At 71.6% G+C, this 23,515-nt stretch carries 20 protein-coding genes; 19 read left to right on the forward strand and 1 reads right to left on the reverse strand.

Annotation, left to right across the window (positions count from 1 at the left end; all coding sequences use genetic code 11):
* From Sspor_RS33340 to Sspor_RS33395, 12 genes are all read left to right on the forward strand, one after another.
* Entirely contained in the window at positions 1–1,287 is a 1,287-nt protein-coding gene (locus Sspor_RS33340; RefSeq protein ID WP_202202410.1) for a dihydroorotase, read from the forward strand.
* Positions 1,284–1,865: a PH-like domain-containing protein gene (locus Sspor_RS33345; protein WP_202202411.1), complete on the forward strand. Its 582-nt coding sequence runs from the start codon at positions 1,284–1,286 to the stop codon at positions 1,863–1,865. Before Sspor_RS33340 ends, Sspor_RS33345 begins: the two co-directional genes overlap by 4 nt.
* Positions 1,862–3,010, forward strand: coding sequence for a glutamine-hydrolyzing carbamoyl-phosphate synthase small subunit (gene carA / locus Sspor_RS33350; protein WP_202202412.1), 1,149 nt, complete (start codon positions 1,862–1,864; stop codon positions 3,008–3,010). The genes Sspor_RS33345 and carA overlap by 4 nt, the downstream gene beginning before the upstream one ends.
* Positions 3,003–6,311 (forward strand): carbamoyl-phosphate synthase large subunit, encoded by a 3,309-nt coding sequence (carB, locus tag Sspor_RS33355; protein ID WP_202202413.1) that lies wholly within the window; start codon positions 3,003–3,005, stop codon positions 6,309–6,311. The genes carA and carB overlap by 8 nt, the downstream gene beginning before the upstream one ends.
* 94 nt (positions 6,312–6,405) lie before the next feature.
* Positions 6,406–7,515: a quinone-dependent dihydroorotate dehydrogenase gene (locus tag Sspor_RS33360; RefSeq protein ID WP_202202414.1), complete on the forward strand. Its 1,110-nt coding sequence runs from the start codon at positions 6,406–6,408 to the stop codon at positions 7,513–7,515.
* Entirely contained in the window at positions 7,512–8,351 is an 840-nt protein-coding gene (gene pyrF, locus Sspor_RS33365; RefSeq protein ID WP_202202415.1) for an orotidine-5'-phosphate decarboxylase, read from the forward strand. Before Sspor_RS33360 ends, pyrF begins: the two co-directional genes overlap by 4 nt.
* Before the next feature lie 302 nt (positions 8,352–8,653).
* A complete protein-coding gene (locus Sspor_RS33370; protein ID WP_030008746.1) occupies positions 8,654–8,977 on the forward strand; it encodes an integration host factor in 324 nt (107 codons plus the stop codon).
* Between the two features lie 61 nt (positions 8,978–9,038).
* Complete coding sequence (gene gmk, locus Sspor_RS33375) at positions 9,039–9,602, forward strand: guanylate kinase (RefSeq protein WP_030008745.1); 564 nt, start codon at positions 9,039–9,041, stop codon at positions 9,600–9,602.
* A gap of 73 nt (positions 9,603–9,675) precedes the next feature.
* On the forward strand, positions 9,676–9,948 hold the full coding sequence (gene rpoZ, locus Sspor_RS33380) for a DNA-directed RNA polymerase subunit omega (RefSeq protein WP_202202416.1): 273 nt from the start codon (positions 9,676–9,678) through the stop codon (positions 9,946–9,948).
* A 141-nt stretch (positions 9,949–10,089) separates the two neighbouring features.
* Positions 10,090–11,289 carry a bifunctional phosphopantothenoylcysteine decarboxylase/phosphopantothenate--cysteine ligase CoaBC gene (gene coaBC, locus Sspor_RS33385; protein WP_202202417.1) on the forward strand — a complete coding sequence of 400 codons (1,200 nt, stop codon included), beginning with the start codon at positions 10,090–10,092 and terminating at the stop codon, positions 11,287–11,289.
* A 212-nt stretch (positions 11,290–11,501) separates the two neighbouring features.
* A complete protein-coding gene (gene metK / locus Sspor_RS33390) occupies positions 11,502–12,710 on the forward strand; it encodes a methionine adenosyltransferase (protein WP_202202418.1) in 1,209 nt (402 codons plus the stop codon).
* A 61-nt stretch (positions 12,711–12,771) separates the two neighbouring features.
* Entirely contained in the window at positions 12,772–14,910 is a 2,139-nt protein-coding gene (locus tag Sspor_RS33395) for a primosomal protein N' (protein ID WP_272934853.1), read from the forward strand.
* A 156-nt stretch (positions 14,911–15,066) separates the two neighbouring features.
* On the opposite strand, the gene Sspor_RS33400 is transcribed toward Sspor_RS33395, so the two are convergent.
* Positions 15,067–15,627 carry a hypothetical protein gene (locus tag Sspor_RS33400; RefSeq protein WP_237404133.1) on the reverse strand — a complete coding sequence of 187 codons (561 nt, stop codon included), beginning with the start codon at positions 15,625–15,627 and terminating at the stop codon, positions 15,067–15,069.
* Between the two features lie 250 nt (positions 15,628–15,877).
* Here Sspor_RS33400 and fmt point away from each other — a divergent pair, with 250 nt between their 5' ends.
* From fmt to Sspor_RS33435, 7 genes are all read left to right on the forward strand, one after another.
* Complete coding sequence (gene fmt, locus Sspor_RS33405) at positions 15,878–16,822, forward strand: methionyl-tRNA formyltransferase (RefSeq protein WP_202202420.1); 945 nt, start codon at positions 15,878–15,880, stop codon at positions 16,820–16,822.
* A 240-nt stretch (positions 16,823–17,062) separates the two neighbouring features.
* Positions 17,063–18,538 (forward strand): RsmB/NOP family class I SAM-dependent RNA methyltransferase, encoded by a 1,476-nt coding sequence (locus Sspor_RS33410; protein WP_202202421.1) that lies wholly within the window; start codon positions 17,063–17,065, stop codon positions 18,536–18,538.
* Positions 18,539–20,321: 1,783 nt separating this feature from the next.
* Positions 20,322–21,008 (forward strand): ribulose-phosphate 3-epimerase, encoded by a 687-nt coding sequence (rpe, locus tag Sspor_RS33415; RefSeq protein ID WP_202202422.1) that lies wholly within the window; start codon positions 20,322–20,324, stop codon positions 21,006–21,008.
* A 124-nt stretch (positions 21,009–21,132) separates the two neighbouring features.
* Positions 21,133–22,146 (forward strand): sugar-binding transcriptional regulator, encoded by a 1,014-nt coding sequence (locus Sspor_RS33420; RefSeq protein WP_030729529.1) that lies wholly within the window; start codon positions 21,133–21,135, stop codon positions 22,144–22,146.
* Positions 22,147–22,269: 123 nt separating this feature from the next.
* Positions 22,270–22,491: a CarD family transcriptional regulator gene (locus Sspor_RS33425; protein ID WP_030012151.1), complete on the forward strand. Its 222-nt coding sequence runs from the start codon at positions 22,270–22,272 to the stop codon at positions 22,489–22,491.
* Between the two features lie 49 nt (positions 22,492–22,540).
* Positions 22,541–22,975, forward strand: a complete 435-nt coding sequence (locus tag Sspor_RS33430; protein ID WP_202202423.1) for a guanyl-specific ribonuclease — start codon at positions 22,541–22,543, stop codon at positions 22,973–22,975.
* Positions 22,972–23,445, forward strand: coding sequence for a barstar family protein (locus Sspor_RS33435; protein ID WP_202202424.1), 474 nt, complete (start codon positions 22,972–22,974; stop codon positions 23,443–23,445). Before Sspor_RS33430 ends, Sspor_RS33435 begins: the two co-directional genes overlap by 4 nt.
* Positions 23,446–23,515 lie beyond the last annotated feature (70 nt).

Raw genomic sequence — 23,515 nt, forward strand, 5'->3', positions numbered from 1 at the left:
ATGAGCAAGATCCTTATCCGTGGCGCGAAGGTACTCGGCGGCGAGGCGCAGGACGTCCTGATCGACGGCGAGACCATCGCCGAGGTCGGGCCGAACCTCTCCGCCGAGGGTGCGACCGTCATCGAGGCCGAGGGCCAGGTCCTCCTCCCCGGCCTCGTCGACCTCCACACCCACCTGCGCGAGCCCGGCCGCGAGGACTCCGAGACCGTCCTCACCGGCACCCGCGCCGCCGCCTCCGGCGGATACACCGCCGTGTTCGCCATGGCGAACACCTTCCCGGTCGCCGACACCGCCGGCGTCGTCGAGCAGGTCTGGCGCCTGGGCAAGGAGTCCGGCTACTGCGACGTGCAGCCCATCGGCGCCGTCACCGTCGGCCTGGAGGGCAAGCAGCTCTCCGAGCTCGGCGCCATGCACGAGTCCGCCGCCAACGTCACCGTCTTCTCCGACGACGGCAAGTGCGTCGACGACGCCGTGATCATGCGCCGTGCCCTGGAGTACGTGAAGGCCTTCGGCGGCGTCGTCGCCCAGCACGCCCAGGAGCCCCGCCTCACCGAGGGCGCCCAGATGAACGAGGGCATCGTCTCCGCCGAACTCGGTCTCGGCGGCTGGCCGGCCGTCGCCGAGGAGTCGATCATCGCCCGCGACGTCCTGCTCGCCGAGCACGTCGGCTCCCGCGTCCACATCTGCCACCTCTCCACCGCCGGATCCGTCGAGATCGTCCGCTGGGCCAAGTCCCGCGGCATCGACGTCACCGCCGAGGTCACCCCGCACCACCTCCTCCTCACCGAGGAGCTCGTCCGCTCGTACAACGCCGTCTACAAGGTCAACCCGCCGCTGCGCACCGAGCGCGACGTCATGGCCCTGCGCGAGGCGCTCGCCGACGGCACGATCGACATCGTCGCCACCGACCACGCCCCGCACCCGCACGAGGACAAGGACTGCGAGTGGGCCGCCGCCGCCATGGGCATGGTCGGCCTGGAGACCGCGCTGTCCGTCGTCCAGCAGACGATGGTCGAGACCGGACTGCTCGACTGGGCGGGCGTCGCCGAGCGGATGTCCTTCGCCCCGGCGCGCATCGGCAGCCTGGCGGGCCACGGCCGTCCCGTCTCGGCAGGTGAACCCGCGAACCTGACCTTGGTCGATACCTCGTACCGTGGTGTCGTGGACCCCGCACACTTCGCCTCCCGCAGCCGCAACACGCCTTACGAGGGCCGTGAGCTGCCGGGGCGCGTCACTCATACCTTCCTGCGGGGCCGGGCAACGGTCGTGGACGGGAAACTGGCGTGACACCTGCAGTAATCCAACTGGCCGCCGAGGCCGCCGAACGACAGTCGGCGGAGGTGACCAGCTTCGGTGCCCGCATGGCGTGGGTGATCGGCCTGGCCGTCTTCGTCGCGTTCGTCTACTGGCTGATGCGGCAGGGCTGGAAATGGCGCGGCGCCCTGCAGAACGATCTGCCGGAGCTGCCCGCCGCACCCGACGGTCTTCCCGAACACCGGCTGGCCCTGACCGGCCGGTACCACGGCTCCACCACCGCCGGACAGTGGCTCGACCGGATCGTCGCCCACGGCCTGGGCCTGCGCAGCCGCGTCGAGCTCACGCTCACCGACGCGGGCCTGGACGTCGTCCGACCGGGGGCAGGCGACTTCTTCGTACCGGCCACGCAGCTGCGCGGCGCCCGCCTCGACAAGGGAATCGCGGGCAAGGTACTCACCGAGGGCGGTCTGCTCGTCGTCACCTGGGCGCACGGCGACAAGCTGATCGACTCCGGATTCCGCTCCGACCGGGCGGCCGAACACGCCGCCTGGGTCGAAGCCATCAATCTCATGAACTCATCCATCACGACGGAAGGCGCCGAACGATGACGACCTCCACCAGGGGAGCAGCCAAAGCTCCCGCCGTACTCGTCCTGGAGGACGGTCGGATCTTCCGCGGCCGCGCCTACGGCGCTGTGGGGGAGACCTTCGGCGAGGCCGTGTTCTCCACCGGCATGACCGGCTACCAGGAGACCCTCACCGACCCGTCGTACCACCGGCAGGTCGTCGTGATGACCGCCCCGCACGTGGGCAACACCGGCGTCAACGACGAGGACCCCGAGTCCTCCCGCATCTGGGTGGCCGGCTACGTCGTCCGCGACCCCGCCCGCGTCCCCTCCAACTGGCGCTCCCGGCGCTCGCTGGACGAGGAGCTCGTCAAGCAGGGCGTCGTCGGGATCTCCGGCATCGACACCCGCGCCCTGACCCGCCACCTGCGCGAGCGCGGCGCCATGCGCGTCGGCATCTTCTCGGGCGAGGCCTGGACCGGCGTCGGCGACGAGGCCCTGCTGGCCAAGGTCACGGCGCAGCCGCACATGAAGGGCGCGAACCTCTCCGCCGAGGTCGCCACCCAGGAGGCCTACGTCGTCCCCGCGATCGGCGAGAAGCGCTTCACCGTCGCCGCCGTCGACCTCGGCATCAAGGGCATGACTCCGCACCGCATGGCCGAGCGCGGCATCGAGGTGCACGTACTGCCCGCCACCGCCACGGTCGAGGACGTGTACGCGGTCGAGCCCGACGGCGTGTTCTTCTCCAACGGCCCGGGCGACCCGGCCACCGCCGACGGCCCCGTCGCCGTCATGCAGGGCGTGCTGGAGCGCAAGACCCCGCTCTTCGGCATCTGCTTCGGCAACCAGATCCTGGGCCGCGCGCTCGGCTTCGGCACCTACAAGCTGAAGTACGGCCACCGCGGCATCAACCAGCCGGTCCAGGACCGCTCCACCGGCAAGGTCGAGATCACCGCGCACAACCACGGCTTCGCCGTCGACGCGCCCCTCGACAAGGTCTCCGAGACCGCCTACGGCCGCGCCGAGGTCTCCCACGTCTGCCTGAACGACAACGTCGTCGAAGGCCTCCAGCTGCTTGACCAGCCGGCCTTCAGCGTCCAGTACCACCCCGAGGCGGCCGCCGGCCCGCACGACGCCGCGTACCTCTTCGACCGTTTCGTATCCCTGATGGAGGCCGAGCGTGCCTAAGCGCACCGATATCCAGTCCGTCCTGGTCATCGGCTCCGGCCCGATCGTCATCGGACAGGCCGCCGAGTTCGACTACTCCGGCACCCAGGCCTGCCGCATCCTCAAGGCCGAGGGCCTGCGGGTCATCCTGGTCAACTCCAACCCCGCGACGATCATGACCGACCCGGAGATCGCCGACGCCACGTACGTCGAGCCGATCACCCCCGAGTTCGTCGAGAAGATCATCGCGAAGGAGCGCCCCGACGCGCTCCTCCCGACCCTCGGCGGCCAGACCGCGCTCAACACCGCGATCTCCATGCACGAGCAGGGCGTGCTGGAGAAGTACGGCGTCGAGCTCATCGGCGCCAACGTCGAGGCCATCAACAAGGGCGAGGACCGCGACCTCTTCAAGGGCGTCGTCGAGGCCGTCAACGCCAAGATCGGCCACGGCGAGTCCGCCCGCTCGGTCATCTGCCACTCCATGGACGACGTCCTGGCCGGTGTCGAGACCCTCGGCGGCTACCCCGTCGTCGTCCGCCCCTCCTTCACCATGGGCGGCGCCGGCTCCGGCTTCGCCCACGACGAGGACGAGCTGCGCCGCATCGCCGGCCAGGGCCTCACGCTCTCCCCGACCACCGAGGTGCTCCTGGAGGAGTCCATCCTCGGCTGGAAGGAGTACGAGCTGGAGCTGATGCGCGACACCAAGGACAACGTGGTCGTCGTCTGCTCCATCGAGAACTTCGACCCGATGGGCGTCCACACCGGCGACTCGATCACCGTCGCCCCGGCGATGACGCTGACCGACCGCGAGTACCAGCGGCTGCGCGACATCGGCATCGCGATCATCCGCGAGGTCGGCGTCGACACCGGCGGCTGCAACATCCAGTTCGCGATCGACCCGGTCGACGGCCGCGTCATCGTCATCGAGATGAACCCGCGCGTCTCCCGCTCCTCGGCGCTCGCCTCGAAGGCCACCGGCTTCCCGATCGCCAAGATCGCCGCCAAGCTGGCCATCGGCTACACGCTCGACGAGGTCCCCAACGACATCACCGAGCAGACGCCGGCCTCCTTCGAGCCGTCCCTCGACTACGTCGTCGTCAAGGCCCCGCGCTTCGCCTTCGAGAAGTTCCCGCTGGCCGACGCCACCCTCACCACCACCATGAAGTCGGTCGGCGAGGCCATGGCCATCGGCCGCAACTTCACCGAGGCCCTCCAGAAGGCCCTGCGCTCCCTGGAGAAGAAGGGCTCGCAGTTCACCTTCGTCGGCCCCACCGGCGACAAGGACGAGCTCCTCGCCACCGCGGTCCGCCCGACCGACGGCCGCATCAACACCGTCATGCAGGCCATCCGCGCCGGCGCCACCCAGGAAGAGGTCTTCGAGTTCACGAAGATCGACCCCTGGTTCGTCGACCAGCTCTTCCTCATCAAGGAGATCGCGGACGAGCTCGCCGCCGCCGAGAAGCTCCAGCCCGAGCTGCTCGCCGAGGCCAAGCGCCACGGCTTCTCCGACGCGCAGATCGCCGAGATCCGCGGCCTGCGCGAGGACGTCGTCCGCGAGGTCCGGCACGCCCTCGGCGTCCGCCCGGTCTACAAGACGGTCGACACCTGCGCCGCCGAGTTCGCCGCGAAGACCCCGTACTTCTACTCCTCGTACGACGAGGAGTCCGAGGTCGCGACCCGCACCAAGCCCGCGGTGATCATCCTGGGCTCCGGCCCGAACCGCATCGGCCAGGGAATCGAGTTCGACTACTCCTGCGTCCACGCCTCCTTCGCCCTCAGCGACGCCGGCTACGAGACCGTGATGGTCAACTGCAACCCGGAGACCGTCTCCACCGACTACGACACCTCCGACCGCCTGTACTTCGAGCCGCTCACGCTCGAAGACGTGCTGGAGATCGTCCACGCGGAGTCGCTGGCCGGCCCCATCGCCGGTGTCGTCGTCCAGCTCGGCGGCCAGACCCCCCTCGGTCTCGCCCAGGCCCTCAAGGACAACGGCGTCCCCGTCGTCGGCACCCCGCCGGAGGCCATCCACGCCGCCGAGGACCGCGGCGCCTTCGGCCAGGTCCTCGCCGACGCCGGCCTGCCCGCCCCCAAGCACGGCACCGCCACCACCTTCGCGGGTGCGAAGGCGATCGCCGACGAGATCGGCTACCCGGTCCTCGTGCGCCCGTCCTACGTGCTCGGCGGCCGCGGCATGGAGATCGTCTACGACGAGGCCCGCCTCGAGTCGTACATCGCCGAGTCCACCGAGATCTCCCCGACCCGCCCCGTGCTGGTCGACCGCTTCCTCGACGACGCGATCGAGATCGACGTCGACGCCCTCTACGACGGCCACGAGCTCTACCTCGGCGGCGTCATGGAGCACATCGAGGAAGCCGGCATCCACTCCGGCGACTCGGCCTGCGCCCTGCCCCCGATCACCCTCGGCGGCTACGACATCAAGCGCCTGCGCGCCTCCACCGAGGCCATCGCCAAGGGCGTCGGCGTCCGCGGCCTGATCAACATCCAGTTCGCGATGGCCGGGGACATCCTCTACGTCCTGGAGGCCAACCCGCGCGCCTCCCGGACCGTCCCCTTCACCTCGAAGGCCACCGCGGTCCCGCTCGCGAAGGCCGCCGCCCGCATCTCGCTCGGCACCACCATCGCCGAGCTGCGCGCCGAGGGCCTGCTGCCGAAGACCGGCGACGGCGGCACCCTGCCGATCGACGCGCCGATCTCCGTCAAGGAGGCCGTCATGCCGTGGTCGCGCTTCCGCGACATCCACGGCCGCGGCGTGGACACCGTCCTCGGCCCGGAGATGCGCTCCACCGGCGAGGTCATGGGCATCGACGCCGTCTTCGGCACCGCCTACGCCAAGTCGCAGGCCGGCGCCTACGGCCCGCTGCCCACCAAGGGTCGCGCCTTCATCTCCGTCGCCAACCGCGACAAGCGCTCGATGATCTTCCCGGCGCGCGAGCTCGTCGCCCACGGCTTCGAGCTGATGGCCACCTCCGGCACCGCCGAGGTGCTGCGCCGCAACGGCATCAACGCCACCGTGGTGCGCAAGCTCAGCGAGGGCGAGGGCCCGAACGGCGAGAAGACCATCGTCCAGCTGATCCACGACGGCCAGGTCGACCTGATCGTCAACACCCCGTACGGCACCGGCGGCCGCCTCGACGGCTACGAGATCCGCACGGCGGCCGTGGCCCGCAGCGTCCCCTGCCTGACCACGGTCCAGGCGCTCGCCGCCGCCGTCCAGGGCATCGACGCGCTCAACCGCGGCGACGTGGGCGTCCGCTCCCTCCAGGAGCACGCGGAGCACCTGATCGCGGCCCGCGACTGACCCAGGCAGTACAGCCAGCCCGGACACGGGGAGGGGGACACCGGTTTCACGACGGGTGTCCCCCTCTTCACGAGCGCAGAGGGATTTTCCGACGATGTACAAAACCTTCTTCAACCTGGTCTTCAAGCGGATGGACCCGGAACAGGCCCACTACATGGCCTTCCGCTGGATCCGCCTCGCCGCCCGCACGCCCGTGCTGCGCACCTTCGCCGCGGCCGCCCTGGCCCCGCGCTACGAGGAGCTCCGCACCGAGGCCCTCGGCCTGCGCATGCACGGCCCCTTCGGCCTCGCGGCGGGCTTCGACAAGAACGCCGTCGCCATCGACGGGATGTCGATGCTCGGCTTCGACCACGTCGAGATCGGGACGGTCACGGCCGAGGCGCAGCCCGGCAACCCGAAGAAGCGGCTCTTCCGCCTCGTGCCGGACCGTGCGCTGATCAACCGCATGGGCTTCAACAACGAGGGCTCGGCGGCCGTGGCGGCCCGCCTGGCGGCCCGTGAGGCCGTCTTCAGGACCGTGGTCGGCGTCAACATCGGCAAGACGAAGGTCGTGCCCGAGGAGGAGGCCGTGGGCGACTACGTCACCTCCACCGAGCGTCTCGCCCGGCACGCCGACTACCTCGTGGTCAACGTCTCCTCGCCGAACACCCCGGGCCTGCGCAACCTCCAGGCCACCGAGTCGCTGCGCCCGCTGCTGACGGCGGTGCGCGAGGCCGCGGACCGCACCGTCACCGACCGCCGGGTGCCCCTGCTGGTCAAGATCGCCCCCGACCTGGCGGACGAGGACGTCGACGCGGTCGCCGACCTCGCCCTGGAACTGGGCCTCGACGGCATCATCGCGACGAACACCACCATCGCCCGGGAGGGCCTCGGCCTGAAGTCCTCCCCGTCCCTGGTGAAGGAGACCGGCGGACTCTCCGGCGCCCCCGTCAAGGAGCGCTCCCTGGAGGTCCTGCGCCGCCTGTATGCCCGTGTGGGGGACCGCCTGGTCCTGGTCGGGGTCGGCGGCATCGAGAACGCCGAGGACGCCTGGCAGCGGATCCTGGCCGGCGCCACGCTGATCCAGGGCTACAGCGCCTTCATCTACGAGGGCCCGTTCTACGCCCGCGCCATCCACAAGGGCCTCGCCGCGCGCCTGGCCAACAGCCCGTACGCGACGCTCGCCGAAGCGGTGGGCGCCGAGACCCGAAAGGCCACCAAGTGACTGTGACCCCGTTCGGCACCCGCCTGCGCGCGGCGATGGACTCCCGGGGCCCGCTGTGCGTGGGCATCGACCCGCACGCCGCCCTGCTGGCCCAGTGGGGCCTCCAGGACGACATCGCGGGCCTGGAGCGGTTCTCCCGTACGGTCGTCGAGGCGCTCGCCGAGTCGGTCGCGGTCTTCAAGCCGCAGGCGGCCTTCTTCGAGCGGTTCGGCTCGAAGGGCGTGGCCGTCCTGGAGCGGGCCGTCGCGGACGCCCGGGCGGCCGGGAGCCTGGTCGTCATGGATGCGAAGCGCGGCGACATCGGCTCGACCATGGCGGCGTACGCCTCGGCCTTCCTCGACCCGGCCTCGCCGCTGTTCTCGGACGCGCTCACGGTCTCCCCGTACCTGGGCTACGGCTCGCTGAAGCCGGCCGTGGACCTGGCCCGTGCATCGGGCGCCGGACTGTTCGTCCTGGCGCTCACCTCCAACCCGGAGGGCGCCGAGGTCCAGCGGGCGGTCCGCGAGGACGGCCGGACGATCGGCGCGACGATGCTGGCGCACCTGGCGGCGGAGAACGCGGGCGCCGTCCCCATGGGCTCCTTCGGCGCGGTGGTCGGTGCCACGCTGGGCGATCTGTCCACCTTCGACCTGGACATCAACGGGCCGCTGCTGGCCCCCGGCATCGGCGCGCAGGGCGCGACGGCGGCGGACCTGCCGGGCGTGTTCGGCAAGGCCGTGCGCAACGTCGTCCCGAACGTCTCGCGCGGGGTCCTGAAGCACGGCCCGGACGTCAGCGCCCTGCGCGACTCGGCGCGGCGCTTCGCCGACGAGATCCACGAGGCCGTCACCGCGTAATCGCTCACCTGCGGAGGCCGTCCGCACCTCCGCGGCACGGCCTCTCGCACTTCTTGGCGAAACTCGAACGCTCTTCATCGGACAAAACCGGGGTATTTTGTCCGTGATGTACGGTTCAGTGGAGGCTGACCAGGACTTTTCGTCCGTTCTCGCTGACTGGAGCGGTGTTGGCCGCTAGTCTCCGACCAGAGTGAACGCGCAGCGAACGAGTTCCATCGCTGTTCGGGAGCTCGCCAGGTGGGGTGCCCTCGGGTTACCCACCGGTCCGTATCCGACAGTTCGACATCCGAGGTGACGTAGGCGTGGCTCTTCCGCCCCTTACCCCTGAACAGCGCGCAGCCGCGCTCGAAAAGGCCGCCGCGGCTCGCCGGGAGCGGGCCGAGGTCAAGAATCGACTCAAGCACTCCGGTGCCTCGCTCCAAGAGGTCATCAAGACGGGCCAGGAGAACGACGTCATCGGCAAGATGAAGGTCTCCGCCCTGCTGGAGTCTCTGCCCGGCGTGGGCAAGGTGCGCGCCAAGCAGATCATGGAGCGTCTCGGCATCTCCGAGTCCCGGCGTGTCCGAGGTCTCGGTTCCAACCAGATCGCCTCTCTGGAGCGTGAGTTCGGCAGCACCGGCGCCTGAGGCGTCGACTGAAGTTCTCCCGGCGTTCTCAGGCAGTCCCGAGAAGCTGGATAATCGCTCTATGGCAGCAGAGGTTCGTCCGCGGCTGACCGTGCTCTCCGGCCCCTCAGGGGTCGGCAAGAGCACGGTCGTCGCGCATATGCGCAAGGTTCACCCCGAGGTGTGGCTCTCGGTGTCGGCCACCACCCGCAAGCCGCGGCCCGGTGAGCGACACGGAGTCCACTACTTCTTCGTCAACGACGACGAGTTCGACAAGCTGATCGCCAACGGCGAGCTGCTGGAGTGGGCCGAGTTCGCGGGCAACCGCTACGGCACACCGCGCGGCGCGGTGCTGGAGCGCCTGGACAACGGCGAGCCGGTACTGCTGGAGATCGATCTCCAGGGCGCACGACTCGTCCGCGAGTCCAAGCCCGACGCCCAGCTGGTCTTCCTGGCACCGCCGAGCTGGGACGAACTGGTCCGCCGGCTGACCGGCCGGGGTACCGAATCGGCCGAGGTCATCGAGCGTCGGCTGGCCGCCGCCAAGATCGAGCTCGCTGCCGAGTCCGAGTTCGACACCACCCTGGTCAACACCTCCGTCGAGGACGTAGCCCGTGAGCTGCTAGCCTTGATGGCAGTTGTCTGATCGTTGATCGATCTTTTTGATTCGGTCGATTCCAGGACGGCCCAATCTTTCACCCATCTTCGGAAGGTAGAGCGTGTCCTCTTCCATCACCACGCCCGAGGGCATCATCAACCCGCCGATCGACGAGCTGCTCGAGGCCACTGACTCGAAGTACAGCCTCGTGATCTACGCGGCCAAGCGTGCGCGTCAGATCAACGCGTACTACTCGCAGCTCGGTGAGGGCCTGCTGGAGTACGTCGGCCCGCTGGTGGACACCCACGTCCACGAGAAGCCGCTTTCGATCGCGCTGCGCGAGATCAACGCTGGTCTGCTGACCTCCGAGGCCATCGAGGCCCCGGCCCAGTAAGGCACCAGAAGTCCTTTCACCACAGGCCCGGCAGAACATCTGCCGGGCCTGTGGTGTGTCATGGGTGGGTACGACGACGATCAGGACCGAAGGCGGTCGGACACGTCGGACACGTCGCGCAGTCAAAAGGGGTGTGTGTGGATGGATAAGCCGAAGGTCGTACTGGGGGTCAGCGGCGGGATCGCCGCCTACAAGGCGTGCGAGCTGCTGCGCCGGCTGACCGAGTCCGGCCACGACGTGCGGGTGGTGCCCACGGCGGCCTCCCTGAACTTCGTGGGGGAGGCCACCTGGTCCGCCCTCTCCGGGAACCCGGCCTCCACCGAGGTGTGGGAATCCGTCCACGAGGTGCCGCACGTGCGCATCGGGCAGTCCGCCGACCTCGTCGTCGTCGCCCCGGCCACCGCCGACCTGCTGGCCAAGGCCGCCCACGGGCTCGCCGACGACCTGCTGACGAACACCCTGCTCACCGCCCGCTGCCCGGTGGTCTTCGCCCCCGCGATGCACACCGAGATGTGGGAGCACCCCGCCACCCAGGAGAACGTGGCCACGCTGCGCCGCCGCGGCGCCCTCGTCGTCGAGCCCGCCGTCGGCCGGCTCACCGGCAAGGACACCGGCAAGGGCCGGCTGCCCGACCCCGAGGAGATCTTCGAGGTGTGCCGCCGGGTACTCGCCCGCGGGGCGGCCGAGCCGGACCTCGCCGGGCGCCATGTGGTGATCAGCGCCGGCGGCACCCGGGAGCCGCTGGACCCGGTCCGCTTCCTCGGCAACCGCTCCTCCGGCAAGCAGGGCTACGCCCTCGCCCGTACCGCCGTGGCGCGCGGGGCCCGGGTCACCCTGGTGTCGGCCAACACCGCGCTGGCCGACCCGGCCGGGGTGGACGTCGTACGCGTGGGGACGGCCGTGCAGCTGCGGGAGGCCGTGCTCAAGGCCGCCGCGGACGCCGACGTCGTGGTGATGGCCGCCGCCGTGGCCGACTTCCGGCCCGCCGTGTACGCGGGCGGAAAGATCAAGAAGAAGGACGGGCAGGACCCGGCGCCGGTGGCGCTCGTACGCAATCCGGACGTTCTGGCGGAGATCTCGGCCGATCGTGCCAGGGCCGGACAAGTGGTCGTGGGATTCGCCGCGGAGACCGACGACGTCCTCGCGAACGGCCGGGCCAAGCTCGCCCGAAAGGGCTGTGACCTTCTCGTCGTGAACGAGGTCGGGGAAGCCCGGACCTTTGGTTCCGAGGAGAACGAAGCGGTCATCCTGGCCTCCGATGGATCTGAGACCCAGGTGCCCTATGGTCCGAAGGAAGCACTGGCCGAGGTCGTGTGGGACCAAGTGGCGGCTCGACTTTAGTCGCGACGCGCCTGCGTCGATTCCCCTTCTCCAGGTCACCTCCGTGCGTAAGAATGGGAGTGCCGCAGGTCACACGGCTCCCATAAGGCGAGACGGGTGGTCCAACAAACGTCGGCGACCGATAAACTGCATCCGGAACGTGATCGGGCGCAGCCCCCGATGCGGTTCCGCCAAATGATCAGCCAGCAGCCGCTGCAACCCCAGGGAGCGTTGTGTCCCGTCGTCTGTTCACCTCGGAGTCCGTCACCGAGGGCCACCCCGACAAGATCGCTGACCAGATCAGCGACACGATCCTCGACGCGCTCCTCAGCGAGGACCCGACCTCTCGCGTCGCCGTGGAGACCCTCATCACCACGGGTCTCGTGCACATCGCGGGAGAGGTGACGACGAAGGCCTACGCGCCGATCGCGCAGCTCGTCCGGGACAAGATCCTGGAGATCGGCTACGACTCCTCGAAGAAGGGCTTCGACGGCGCCTCCTGCGGCGTGTCGGTGTCCATCGGCGCCCAGTCCCCGGACATCGCGCAGGGTGTCGACACCGCCTACGAGAAGCGTGTCGAGGGTGACGAGGACGAGCTCGACAAGCAGGGCGCCGGCGACCAGGGCCTGATGTTCGGCTACGCCTGCGACGAGACCCCCGAGCTCATGCCGCTGCCGATCCACATCGCGCACCGGCTGTCCCGCCGGCTCTCCGAGGTCCGCAAGAACGGGACCATCCCGTACCTGCGCCCCGACGGCAAGACCCAGGTCACCATCGAGTACGACGGTGACAAGGCCGTGCGCCTGGACACCGTCGTGGTCTCCTCGCAGCACGCCTCGGACATCGACCTGGACTCGCTGCTCGCTCCCGACATCCGCGAGTTCGTCGTCGAGCACGTCCTGGCCCAGCTCGTCGAGGACGGCATCAAGCTCGACACCGAGGGCTACCGCCTCCTGGTGAACCCGACCGGCCGCTTCGAGATCGGCGGCCCGATGGGCGACGCCGGCCTCACCGGTCGCAAGATCATCATCGACACCTACGGCGGCATGGCCCGCCACGGTGGCGGCGCCTTCTCCGGCAAGGACCCGTCGAAGGTCGACCGCTCCGCCGCCTACGCCATGCGCTGGGTCGCCAAGAACGTGGTCGCCGCCGGCCTCGCCTCGCGCTGCGAGGTCCAGGTCGCGTACGCCATCGGCAAGGCCGAGCCCGTCGGCCTCTTCGTCGAGACCTTCGGCACCGCCAAGGTCGAGACGCAGAAGATCGAGGACGCGATCGGCGAGGTCTTCGACCTGCGCCCGGCCGCGATCATCCGCGACCTCGACCTGCTGCGCCCGATCTACGCCCAGACCGCCGCCTACGGCCACTTCGGCCGTGAGCTGCCGGACTTCACCTGGGAGCGCACCGACCGCGTGGACGCGCTGCGCGCGGCCGCCGGCCTGTAGCACTCCTCGTCCACGGACGATCGCCGAACGGCCCCGGACCACGTGGTCCGGGGCCGTTCGCATGCCGTGCCTGTCAGTGGACTTTGGTAAGAATGCTGATGTGAGCAGCGCGAACGATTCCCAGCCGGAGCAGCTCGCACTGATCCGGGAAATGGTGGCCGAGGCGAAGGCCAAGGCCCCCAAGGCGAAGCCGCGCACCTGGCGCGGCGCCGCCCTGGCCGACGAGCTGCCCGTCGCCCGCGTCCTCGTGAACAAGGGCGTGCTCCACCTCGACCGGACCTTCGACTACGCCGTACCCGCCGAGCTCGCCGAGGCCGCACAGCCCGGGGTCCGCGTCCGCGTCCGCTTCGGCGCGGGCTCCCACCACGTGCGCGGCGGCCGCCGCGAGGGCGGCAGCCTGATCGACGGGTTCATCGTCGAGCGCCGCGCCGAGTCCGACTACAACGGGGCCCTCGCCGCCCTCGCCCAGGTGGTCTCGCCCGAGGTGGTCCTCAGCCCCCGCATGCTCGCCCTGGCCCGGGCCGTCGCCGACCGGTACGCGGGCAGCCTCGCCGACGTGCTCCAGCTCGCCCTGCCCCCGCGCAACGCCAGGGCCGAGGCCAAGCCCTCCCCGGAGCCCCTGCCCCCGCCCGCCGCCCCCGAGCCCGCCGGCTGGGAGCGGTACGGAGCCGGCCCCGGCTTCCTGCGCGCCCTCGCCACCGGCGGCGCCCCCCGCGCCGTATGGACCGCACTGCCCGGCCCCGGCTGGGCCGACGAACTCGCCCGCGCCATGGCCGCCACCCTGGCCTCCGGACGCGGGGCGCTCGCCGTGCTCCCCGACGGGAGGACCGCCGCCCGCGTCGACGCGGCCATGACCGCCCTGCTGGGCGAAGGCCGGCACGCGCTGCTGACCGCCGAGTCGGGCCCCGAGAAGCGCTACCGCCAATGGCTCGCCGTGCACCGGGGCTCGGTGCGGGCCGTCGTCGGCACCCGGGCCGCGATGTTCGCCCCCGTACGGGACCTCGGACTGGTCGCCGTCTGGGACGACGGCGACTCCAGCCACAGCGACACCAACGCCCCCTTCCCGCACGTCCGGGAAGTACTGGAACTGCGCGCCGTCAACGACGGCTGCGGCTTCCTCGCGGGCGGTACGAGCTGCACCGTTGAGGCCGCCCAGCTCGTCGAGTCCGGCTGGGCCAGACCCCTCACGGCCGACCGCGAGACCGTACGGGCCTGCGCGCCCCGGATCCGGACCGTCGGCGACGAACTGCTCGCCCGGGACGAGGCCGCCCGGGCCGCGCGCCTGCCGAGCCTGGCCTGGGAGACCGTACGGGAAGGCCTGAAGACCGGACCCGTGCTGGTCCAGGTACCGCGGCGGGGCTATGTGCCCCGGCTGGCGTGCGAGCGCTGCCGTACCCCCGCCCGCTGCACGGCCTGCGCGGGACCGCTGGAGGCCCCCGACGAGCGGGACCTGACGTGCGGGTGGTGCGGGCGGGGCGAGCCGTCCTGGCACTGCGAGGAATGCGGATCGTTCCGGCTGCGGGCCCAGGTGGTCGGCGCCCGGCGCACCGCCGAGGAACTGGGCCGGGCCTTCCCGGCCGTGGCCGTACGGACCTCCGGGCGCGACCACGTCCTGGACGAGGTACCGGACCGGCCCGCGCTCGTCGTGTGCACCCCGGGCGCCGAACCGGTGGCGGCGGGCGCCGGGTACGCGGCCGCGCTGCTGCTCGACGGCTGGGCCATGCTGACCCGGCCCGACCTGCGGGCCGGCGAGGACGCGCTGCGGCGGTGGATCGCGGCCGCCTCCCTGGTCCGGGGCGACGGCCAGGTCGTGGTGGTCGCCGAACCGACGCTGCGGCCCGTCCAGGCGCTCGTACGGTGGGACCCGGTGGGCCACGCCGTACGGGAGCTCGCGGAGCGGTCCCAGCTCGGCTTCCCGCCGGTGTCCCGGATGGCGGCGGTGGCCGGTCGGGGCGAGGCGGTGGAGGCCTTCCTGGCCGGCGCCGGGCTGCCGCCCGACGCGGAGATCCTGGGACCGGTGCCGCTCCCGGGACGGCGCGGAGAACCCTCCCCCGGAGAGCGGGCACTGGTGCGGGTCCCGCCGGGCAGCGGAGCCGCCCTGGCGGCCGCCCTGAAGTCGGCGCAGGCCGCCCGGCTGGCGAAGGGGGTCCCGGCGGCGGAGGCCGTCCGGGTCCGGATCGACCCGCCCGACATCGGCTGAACAGGCCGCACCGACCCGGTGCGCCCGGAACCGCGGCCGAACGCCGAAACCCCCGGTGGGGCGACCCGTACGGTCGTCCCACCGGGGGCGGACTCAGGCGTGACGCGCCGGAGCGGCCGGCCGTCGGGTGTCGGCGTCCCGGCGGCGGGACGCCGCTCAGCCGTTGCGCGGACCCGGGAAGGCGGGGGCGGGGGAGCGGGGAGCCTCTCCGAGCCCCCGTACGGGAACGCCCCCGGCCGCGGCGGCGGCCTGGACCTCCTCGCGCACCGGCTGCGGCGGCATCGACCGGGCCGCCGGGACGGTCGGCAGCGGCCCCAGGGTCCGGGTGGTCGTCCCCTCGGCCAGCGGCTCCGCGGACTCGGCGGACTGCGCCCGCCGGGCCCCGTAACGGCGGTGCACGGCCTGCTTGGTGACACCGAGCGCGGAACCGACCGCGTCCCACGAGAAGCCGAGCGAGCGGTCGAAGTCCACCGCCGCGGTGACCAGCGTCTCGACGCTGTCCCGCAGCTCCTGGGCGAGCCGGACGGTCGGCGCGGGCGCCCGGCCGTAGACGACGAAGCCGGTGGAGGGACCCGACCGGCGCGGGCGGTACACGTTGCCGAGCTGGGCGGTGAGCGTACGCAGGGCATCCACCTGCCGGCGAACCCGCTCGATGTCCCTTACCAGGAGGTGCAGGCTGGCCCGGGCTTGAGCGTCGTGGGTGGCGTGGTCGGCCATGAAGAAGCCTCTCGAACCGGTGCTGAAGGGCGGATCGGGCCGCAGACACCGTTCGCACGCGGCCCGTTTTGGTCAATCTCTCTTGACCAACGCGCCACCCGTCGCCCAGGTCACGCTGTGGGGGCGTGTCGGCATATGCGAGGGGCGCGCGCATGTGCGTACGCCCCCTCAACACCACAGGTGGGCGGCCCGACCGTCGCCCCATAGACTGGTGCGCTGCTGACAGCCGAGATAGCGAGGTAGTCCCCCAGTGAAGCTCGTCTTCGCAGGCACCCCCGAGGTCGCCGTACCCGCCCTGGACGCCCTGATCGCCTCCGGGCGGCACGAGGTCGCCGCCGTCATCACCCGGCCCGACGCACCGGCCGGCCGCGGCCGCCGCCTCGTCGCCAGCCCGGTCGCCGAACGCGCCGAGGAGGCGGGCATCGAGGTGCTCAAGCCCGCCCGCCCCCGCGACCCCGACTTCCAGGCCCGGCTGCGCGAGATCGCCCCGGACTGCTGCCCGGTCGTCGCCTACGGGGCCCTGCTCCCGAAGAGCGCCCTCGACATCCCGAAGCACGGCTGGGTGAACCTGCACTTCTCGCTGCTGCCCGCCTGGCGCGGAGCCGCGCCCGTCCAGCAGTCGATCATCGCGGGCGACCAGGTCACCGGCGCCTCCACCTTCCGTATCGAGGAGGGCCTGGACACCGGCCCCGTCTACGGCATCCTCACCGAGGAGATCCGGCCCACCGACACCAGCGGCGACCTGCTCACCCGGCTCGCCTTCGCCGGGTCCGGACTCCTCGCCGCCACCATGGACGGCATCGAGGACGGCACCCTGCGCGCCGTCGAACAGCCCCACGACGGCATCTCCCACGCGCCCAAGATCACCGTGGAGGACGCCCGGATCGACTGGACCGCCCCCGCGATGCGCGCCGACCGCCTGGTGCGCGGCTGCACCCCGGCCCCGGGCGCGTGGACCGTCTTCCGCGGGGAACGGCTCAAGCTGATCTCGCTGGGCCTGGTGCCCGACCGCACGGACCTGGAGCCGGGCGCGCTGGCCCCCGCCAAGAACAACGTGTACGCGGGCACCGGCTCGCACGCCGTGGAACTGCTGTGGGTGCAGCCGCAGGGCAAGAAGCCGATGCGGGCCGCCGACTGGGCCCGCGGGGTGCGGATCGCTCCCGGCGAGCGGCTCGGCGGAGCCGACGTAGGCTGATCGGTGGAGGCGTCCGAGCACGGACGCCCCCGCCACGGCGCGCCGGCCGCGGACCCGCAAGCCCCGCGAGGCCGGCACGGCTCGCGAAGCCGGCGAAGCCCGCAGGGCCGGCACGGCTCGCAAGACCGGCGAAGCCCGCAAGGACCGCAGGACTCGTAGCACCTGAAGCACCTGAAGCACCTGAAGCACCTGAAGCACCCGAAGTACTCGTAGCACTCGTAACCCCGGAGCACCTTTCACGTGAGCGATCAGCCCCGTCAGCCCCGTCGCAAGCCCGCCCCCGCGGGCGCGGGTGGCAAGCAGGCCAAGCCGTACCGCCGGCCCCAGAAGGACCCCGTCCGGATGCTGGCCTTCGAGGTGCTGCGGGCGGTGGACGAGCGCGACGCCTACGCCAACCTCGTGCTGCCGCCGCTGCTCAGGAAGGCCCGCCAGGACGAGAACTTCCAGGCGCGCGACGCGGCGCTGGCCACCGAGCTGGTCTACGGGACGCTGCGCCGCCAGGGCACGTACGACGCCGTGATCAAGGCGTGCATCGACCGGCCGCTGCGGGAGGTGGACCCGCCCGTCCTGGACGTGCTCTCGCTCGGCGCCCACCAGCTGCTCGGCACCCGCATCCCCACGCACGCCGCCGTCTCGGCGAGCGTGGAACTGGCCCGGGTGGTGCTCGGGGACGGGCGCGCCAAGTTCGTGAACGCCGTCCTGCGGAAGATCGCCGCGCACGACCTGGACGCCTGGCTGGAGCGCGTCGCCCCGCCCTACGAGGACGACGCCGAGGAACACCTCGCGGTGTACCACTCACACCCCAGGTGGGTCGTCAGCGCCCTGTGGGACTCGCTGGGCGGCGGGCGCGCGGGCATCGAGGACCTGCTGGAGGCCGACAACGAACGGCCCGAGGTGACCCTGGTGGCCCGCCCGGGCCGGTCCACGCCGGAGGAACTGCTGGAGGCGGTCGGCGAGGACTCGGCCCTGCCCGGCCGCTGGTCGCCGTACGCCGTGCGGATGGCCGAGGGCGGCGAACCGGGCGCGCTGGAAGCGGTCCGCGAGGGCCGCGCGGGCGTGCAGGACGAGGGAAGCCAGCTGGTGGCCATGGCCCTCGCGGCCGTACCGGTCGAGGGCCGCGACGAGCGGTGGCTCGACGGCTGCGCGGGCCCGGGCGGCAAGGCGGCGCTGCTCGCGGCGCTCGCGGCGCAGCGCGGGGCGTTCCTGCTGGCCTCGGAGAAGCAGCCGCACCGGGCCCGGCTCGTGGAGCGCTCGCTCGCGGGCAACCCGGGCCCGTACCAGGTCATCGCGGCCGACGGCACCCGCCCGGCATGGCTGCCGGGCTCCTTCGACCGCGTCCTGATGGACGTCCCGTGCTCGGGCCTGGGCGCGCTGCGCCGCCGCCCGGAGGCCCGCTGGCGCCGCCGTCCGGAGGACCTGGAAGGCTTCGCGCCGCTCCAGCGAGGGCTGCTGCGCGAGGCGCTGTCGGCGGTGCGCGTGGGCGGCATCGTCGGCTACGCGACGTGCTCGCCGCACCTGGCGGAGACCCGGGTCGTCGTGGACGACGTCCTGAAGGGCCGCGGCGCGGGCGCGTCGCCGGTGTCCGCGGAACTGATCGACGCGAGGCCCTTCATGTCGGGCGTCCCGGCCCTGGGCGACGGCCCGGACGTCCAGCTGTGGCCCCACCTGCACGGCACGGACGCGATGTACCTGGCGCTGCTGAGGCGGACGGCGTAGCGGGAGCGACGGCTGAGCCCGAGTGACACCTGGGCGGCCGGGGTCGGGAGGTACGGCGTGGGCTCCGGCGCGCGGGCCCGGCTGGGCGGTGGCTCCGGCGTGCGGGAGCCGGACGGGCGGGGTCGGTTGGTGGGGCGGTGCTCCGGAGGGGCTGTTCCGCTGGGGCGGTGGCCAGAGTGGCGTATGGGGGTTTCCCGTCAGTCTCATCGTCTCTCCGTGTCGGGCCGGTCCCTCAAGGGCGCTCGTTCCTCGCGTCGCTTCGCGATGGCCTTCGGCCACCCTTGACCGACCGTCCCGCCCCGGAAATCCGAAGACTGCCGAGAAGCCCCCAAAAGAACGAGCCGGTCCAGGCTCTAAGGGACGGGGTAGTCGGAGATGCCCTGCCCGGTCGGGGGTGGGGACGACCGACAGGCGGGGCCCATGGCAGCGGCCTGCCGGGTCGGGTGAGGCGCGCCACATCGCTACGCGCTCCCCATCTCTCAGCGTCTCCAGTCCGTCTTGGGCTGGACATAGGCCGCCCACGGTCTCAATCCGACACTCGACCTGCGTCCGACGACCGGCCGGGGCTGGGCATAAGCCGCCCACGACCCCGGTCCCCCCCGTCGACGCGCGTCCGACGGCCGTCCGGGGCCGGGCACAAGCCGCCCACCACCCCTTCGCTTCTCCCAGACTGCGACCGACGGCCGATTTCGTGCTGAAGAGAGCTGCTGAGAGAGACTGACGGCCGGTACCTCGCCTATTCCGTCGTGGAACCGGGTCAGTGAGACCACGACACCACAAACCCACCCCCAAACAGGGGTAATTGGGGCAAGCTGGCGGCCTTCTGGGCTCCCCACATGCGCTGACCTGTATCCACGACGAAATAGCCGCAGTCCCACGTCTTTTCACCCCGGGCGACGGCCAGACGCAGCCAAAGAGGAACGTCCGAGCGTCCTGGGCGGCCTATGGCCAGCCGCAGACGGTCGTCGGCCGCCGTCAGGGAGAAGCGCGTGGATGGTGGGCGGCCTATGTCCAGCCCTGGACGGTCGTCGGACGCAGGTCGCGGGTGGGATCAGGGCCTTGGGCGGCCTATGTCCAGCCGAGGACGGTCGTCGGACGCTGAGAGGTGGGGAGCGCGTAGCGATGTGGTGCGCTACCCCCGGTCCGGGCCGGGGTCTGGATGGGCCCCGCCTCGGGAACGTCCCTACCCCCGTCCGGGCAGGGGGTCTCTGACTACCCCGTCCCTTAGAGCCTGGACCGGCTCGTTCTTTTGGGGGCTTCTCGGCAGTCTTCGGATTTCCGGGGCGGGACGGTCGGTCAAGGGTGGCCGCAAGGCCATCGCGAAGCGACGCGACGAAGGAGCGCCCTTGAGGGACCGGCCCGACACGGAGAGACGATGAGACTGACGGGAAACCCCCATACACATCACTGACCGCCGCCCGAGCGGCTCCCGCCCTCTGGTGCTCCTGCCGAGCTTTCTGGCTCCGGTCGGGTTGCTTCGGCGTACCGCAACTGCTGCCGTGCGTCCCGGTTCCGGCCGTGCGGCTGCCGCCGTGCGTCCCGGCTTCGGTCGGCCGGTTGCCGCCATGGGAGCCCCCGCCGCGTCACCCGGCCCGGCCCCGGCTTCCGTCGCGTCCTCCACGCCGCCCCGCGGCGCCAGGGTGCGGCCGGATCCTGTTCCCCCGGGGCGCTTTCGTACCACCGGGTCCCGGCTGTACCGGGCCCGGTCGTTCCGTCCTGCCCCGGGTGGGGAGACTTGCGGGGTCGTGGCCGGAACCCGGTGGGGGCATGGCAGGCTTGGGGCATGGCCGCTCAGATTTATCCCAGCATCCTGTCCGCCGACTTCGCCCGACTCGCCGAGGAGGCGAAGGCCGTCGAGGGGGCCGACTGGCTGCATGTCGACGTCATGGACAACCACTTCGTCCCGAACCTGACCCTCGGTATGCCGATCGTGGAATCCCTGAGCAGGGCCACGGACATCCCGCTGGACCTCCACCTGATGATCGAGAACCCGGACCGCTGGGCTCCCCAGTACGTGGAGGCCGGCGCGGGTTCGGTCACCTTCCACGCCGAGGCCGCCGCCGCGCCCGTGCGGCTCGCGCGGGAGATCCGGGCCAAGGGGGCGCGCGCCTCGATGGCGCTCAAGCCCGCGACGCCGATCGAACAGTACGAGGACATCCTCCCCGAGCTCGACATGCTGCTGATCATGACGGTCGAGCCGGGCTTCGGCGGCCAGCCCTTTCTCGACATCATGCTCCCGAAGATCCGCCGTACCCGGGAGCTGATCGCCAAGCACGGTCTGGAGCTGTGGCTCCAGGTCGACGGCGGGGTCTCGGCCTCGACCATCGAGCGGTGTGCCGAGGCCGGCGCGGACGTCTTCGTGGCGGGCAGCGCGGTCTACGGGGCGGTCGACCCGGCCGCCGCCGTGCGTACGCTGCGTGAGCAGGCGGGTACGGCGATCGCGGCCGCGCCGTGGGCTTGCGACCACTGAACCAAGGGTTGATGAACAGCTCGGTGAACGGGAGCTGTCCAGGCTGATCAACGGCCGTCGGATCTGACAGGATGAACGGCGAGTCGAGAGTGTGAACAGCAGTGAGGAGAACGCGGTGTCTGCAATGTCGGCGGGACGGTCAGCCCTGCGGATGGGACCCGCGGAGCTGGTGCAGGCGGCGGCCATGGCGCGCCGCTTCTACCTGGAGGGCAAGTCCAAGATCCAGATCGCCGAGGAGTTCGGCGTGAGCCGCTTCAAGGTGGCCAGGGTCCTGGAGACCGCCCTCGAACGTGACCTCGTACGGATCGAGATCCGGGTTCCGGCCGAGCTCGATGCCGAGCGGTCGGACGCGCTCCGGGCCCGGTACGGGCTCCGGCACGCCGTCGTCGTGGAGTCGCCCGCCGACGCCACCGAGGACGCGCCCGACCCGGAGAACCTGGGCGCGGTCGCCGCCGATCTGCTGGGCGAGCTGGTCAACGAGGGCGACGTACTGGGCCTGGCGTGGGGGCGGTCGACCATTCACATGGCCGCCTCGCTGCACAGGCTGCCGCAGTGCACCGTGGTGCAGCTGACCGGCGTGTACGACGCGGGGACCGCTGAGCGCGGTTCGGTCGAGGCCGTACGCCGGGCCGCCCAGGTCTCGGGCGGTGACGCGCACCCGATCTACGCGCCGATGCTGCTGCCCGATCCGGCGACCGCGGCCGCGCTGCGCAGCCAGACGGGGATCGCGCGGGCCTTCGAGTACTTCGACAAGGTGACGGTCGCGGCCGTGTCGATCGGTTCGTGGGAGCCGGGCATCTCGACCGTGCACGACATGCTGACCGACGAGGAGCGGGAGCACTACGCCTCGCTGGGTGTGGCGGCGGAGATGTCCGCGCATCTGTTCGACTCCGAGGGGCGTCGTGTCGGCCGGGACCTCGGTGAGCGGTGCATCACCGTGGAGGCGGACCGCCTGCGGCGGATCCCCGAGGTCGTGGCGATCGCGGGCGGGCTGCGCAAGGCCTCCGCGATCGGGGCCGTACTGAGGTCGGGGCTGGTGACCAGTCTCGTCACGGACACGGCGGTCGCCGACTACCTCCTCACTGAGTCGGCCCCAGGGCTGCGTCCGGCGTTGGACCGGGCCGACCCGGACGACTGATGCGGTCTGACCGGGCCTGACGGGCGTCGGCGGCCGTTGTCGTGGCCGCCGGTGCGGATGGTGCTGGAATTGAGATCCGAACGGCGGGCCGCGCGGCGGCCCGCTGGGCGCATACTGGTTCCAATGACAAAGTCAGCAGTACCTCGCCGCCATTTGCCGTCCAGCCCGTTCAAGGCCCCCGTGGAACAGCCCATCCGGCAGTTCAACGTCGGCGACCGGGTTACTCACGACGAGCACGGCCTCGGCCGTGTCGTCGGAATCGAGGAGGGGATCGCTGTTCTCGTCGACTTCGGTTCGGTCCAGAAGCGAATCCTGAGTCCCTACACCAAGATGGCCGCCCTCTGAGGCCAGCAGGCGATTCGCTAGCGAATCGGATATTTGGCACGATCGGTGCATGATCTTTCGGAACGTGCCCCGATCGTTGCTGCGTTTGCTGGGGGCCCTGTTCCTGTGTGCCGCGCTGGTCGGTGCGGTGGGTTGCGGCGGGCAGCAGCCCGTGCCTTCCGCCGCCGCCAGCGCGAGTGTCTCCGCCGTCCCGGAGTGGGCGAAGGGGATGCGCACCGTACGGGCCGACGGGCTGCCGCAGCAGGCCCGTGACGTGCTGGCGCTCATCGACAAGGGCGGGCCGTACGCCTACCGGCAGGACGGCACGGTCTTCGGGAACTTCGAGAAGGTCCTGCCCAGGCAGAAGCGTGGCTACTACCACGAGTACACCGTGCGGACGCCGGGAGAGCGTGATCGCGGAGCCCGGCGGATCGTGACGGGTGAGGGTGGGGAGTTCTTCTACACGGACGACCACTACGACACCTTCAAGGCGGTTCTCCGATGAGCCTGGACCCGCAGCCGCTCGCCCCGGCACTGGAGGCCGCCGCAGCCGCGGGCCGTACGGTCGTACGGCTGGACCTGAGCGGTGTACGGGGCAAGGCCGAGCTGATGCGGCGGTGCGGGGATGCCTTGCGGCTGCCGGAGTGGGTCGGCGGGAACTGGGACGCGCTGGCCGATGCGCTGCGGGACCTGTCGTGGGTGCCGGGTGCGGGTGCGGGTGCGGGTGCCGGTGCGGGTCCCGGTGCCGGGGGGTGGCTGTTGGCCGTCAGCCAGTGGCGTGGGTACGCCGGGGCGCGGCCGGGGGAGTGGGAGACGTTCGTCGAGGTGCTGGAGGAAGCGGTGGGCTTCTGGCGGGAGCCGGGGCCGGAGCCGGGGCCGGAGCTGGTGGTGGTGCTGGCCGACACCGACACCGGGCCCGGGCCGGTTGCCGGGGCTCCGCCCCGGACCCCGCGCCTCAAACGCCGGCGGGGCTGAAGTATCGGGGCTCCGCCCCGGACCCCGCGCCTCAAACGCCGGCGGGGCTGGTCGTGTGCGGCGGGGCTGA

Origin of the sequence: Streptomyces spororaveus (genome assembly GCF_016755875.1) — a bacterium.
GTDB classification, from domain to species: Bacteria; Actinomycetota; Actinomycetes; order Streptomycetales; family Streptomycetaceae; genus Streptomyces; species Streptomyces spororaveus.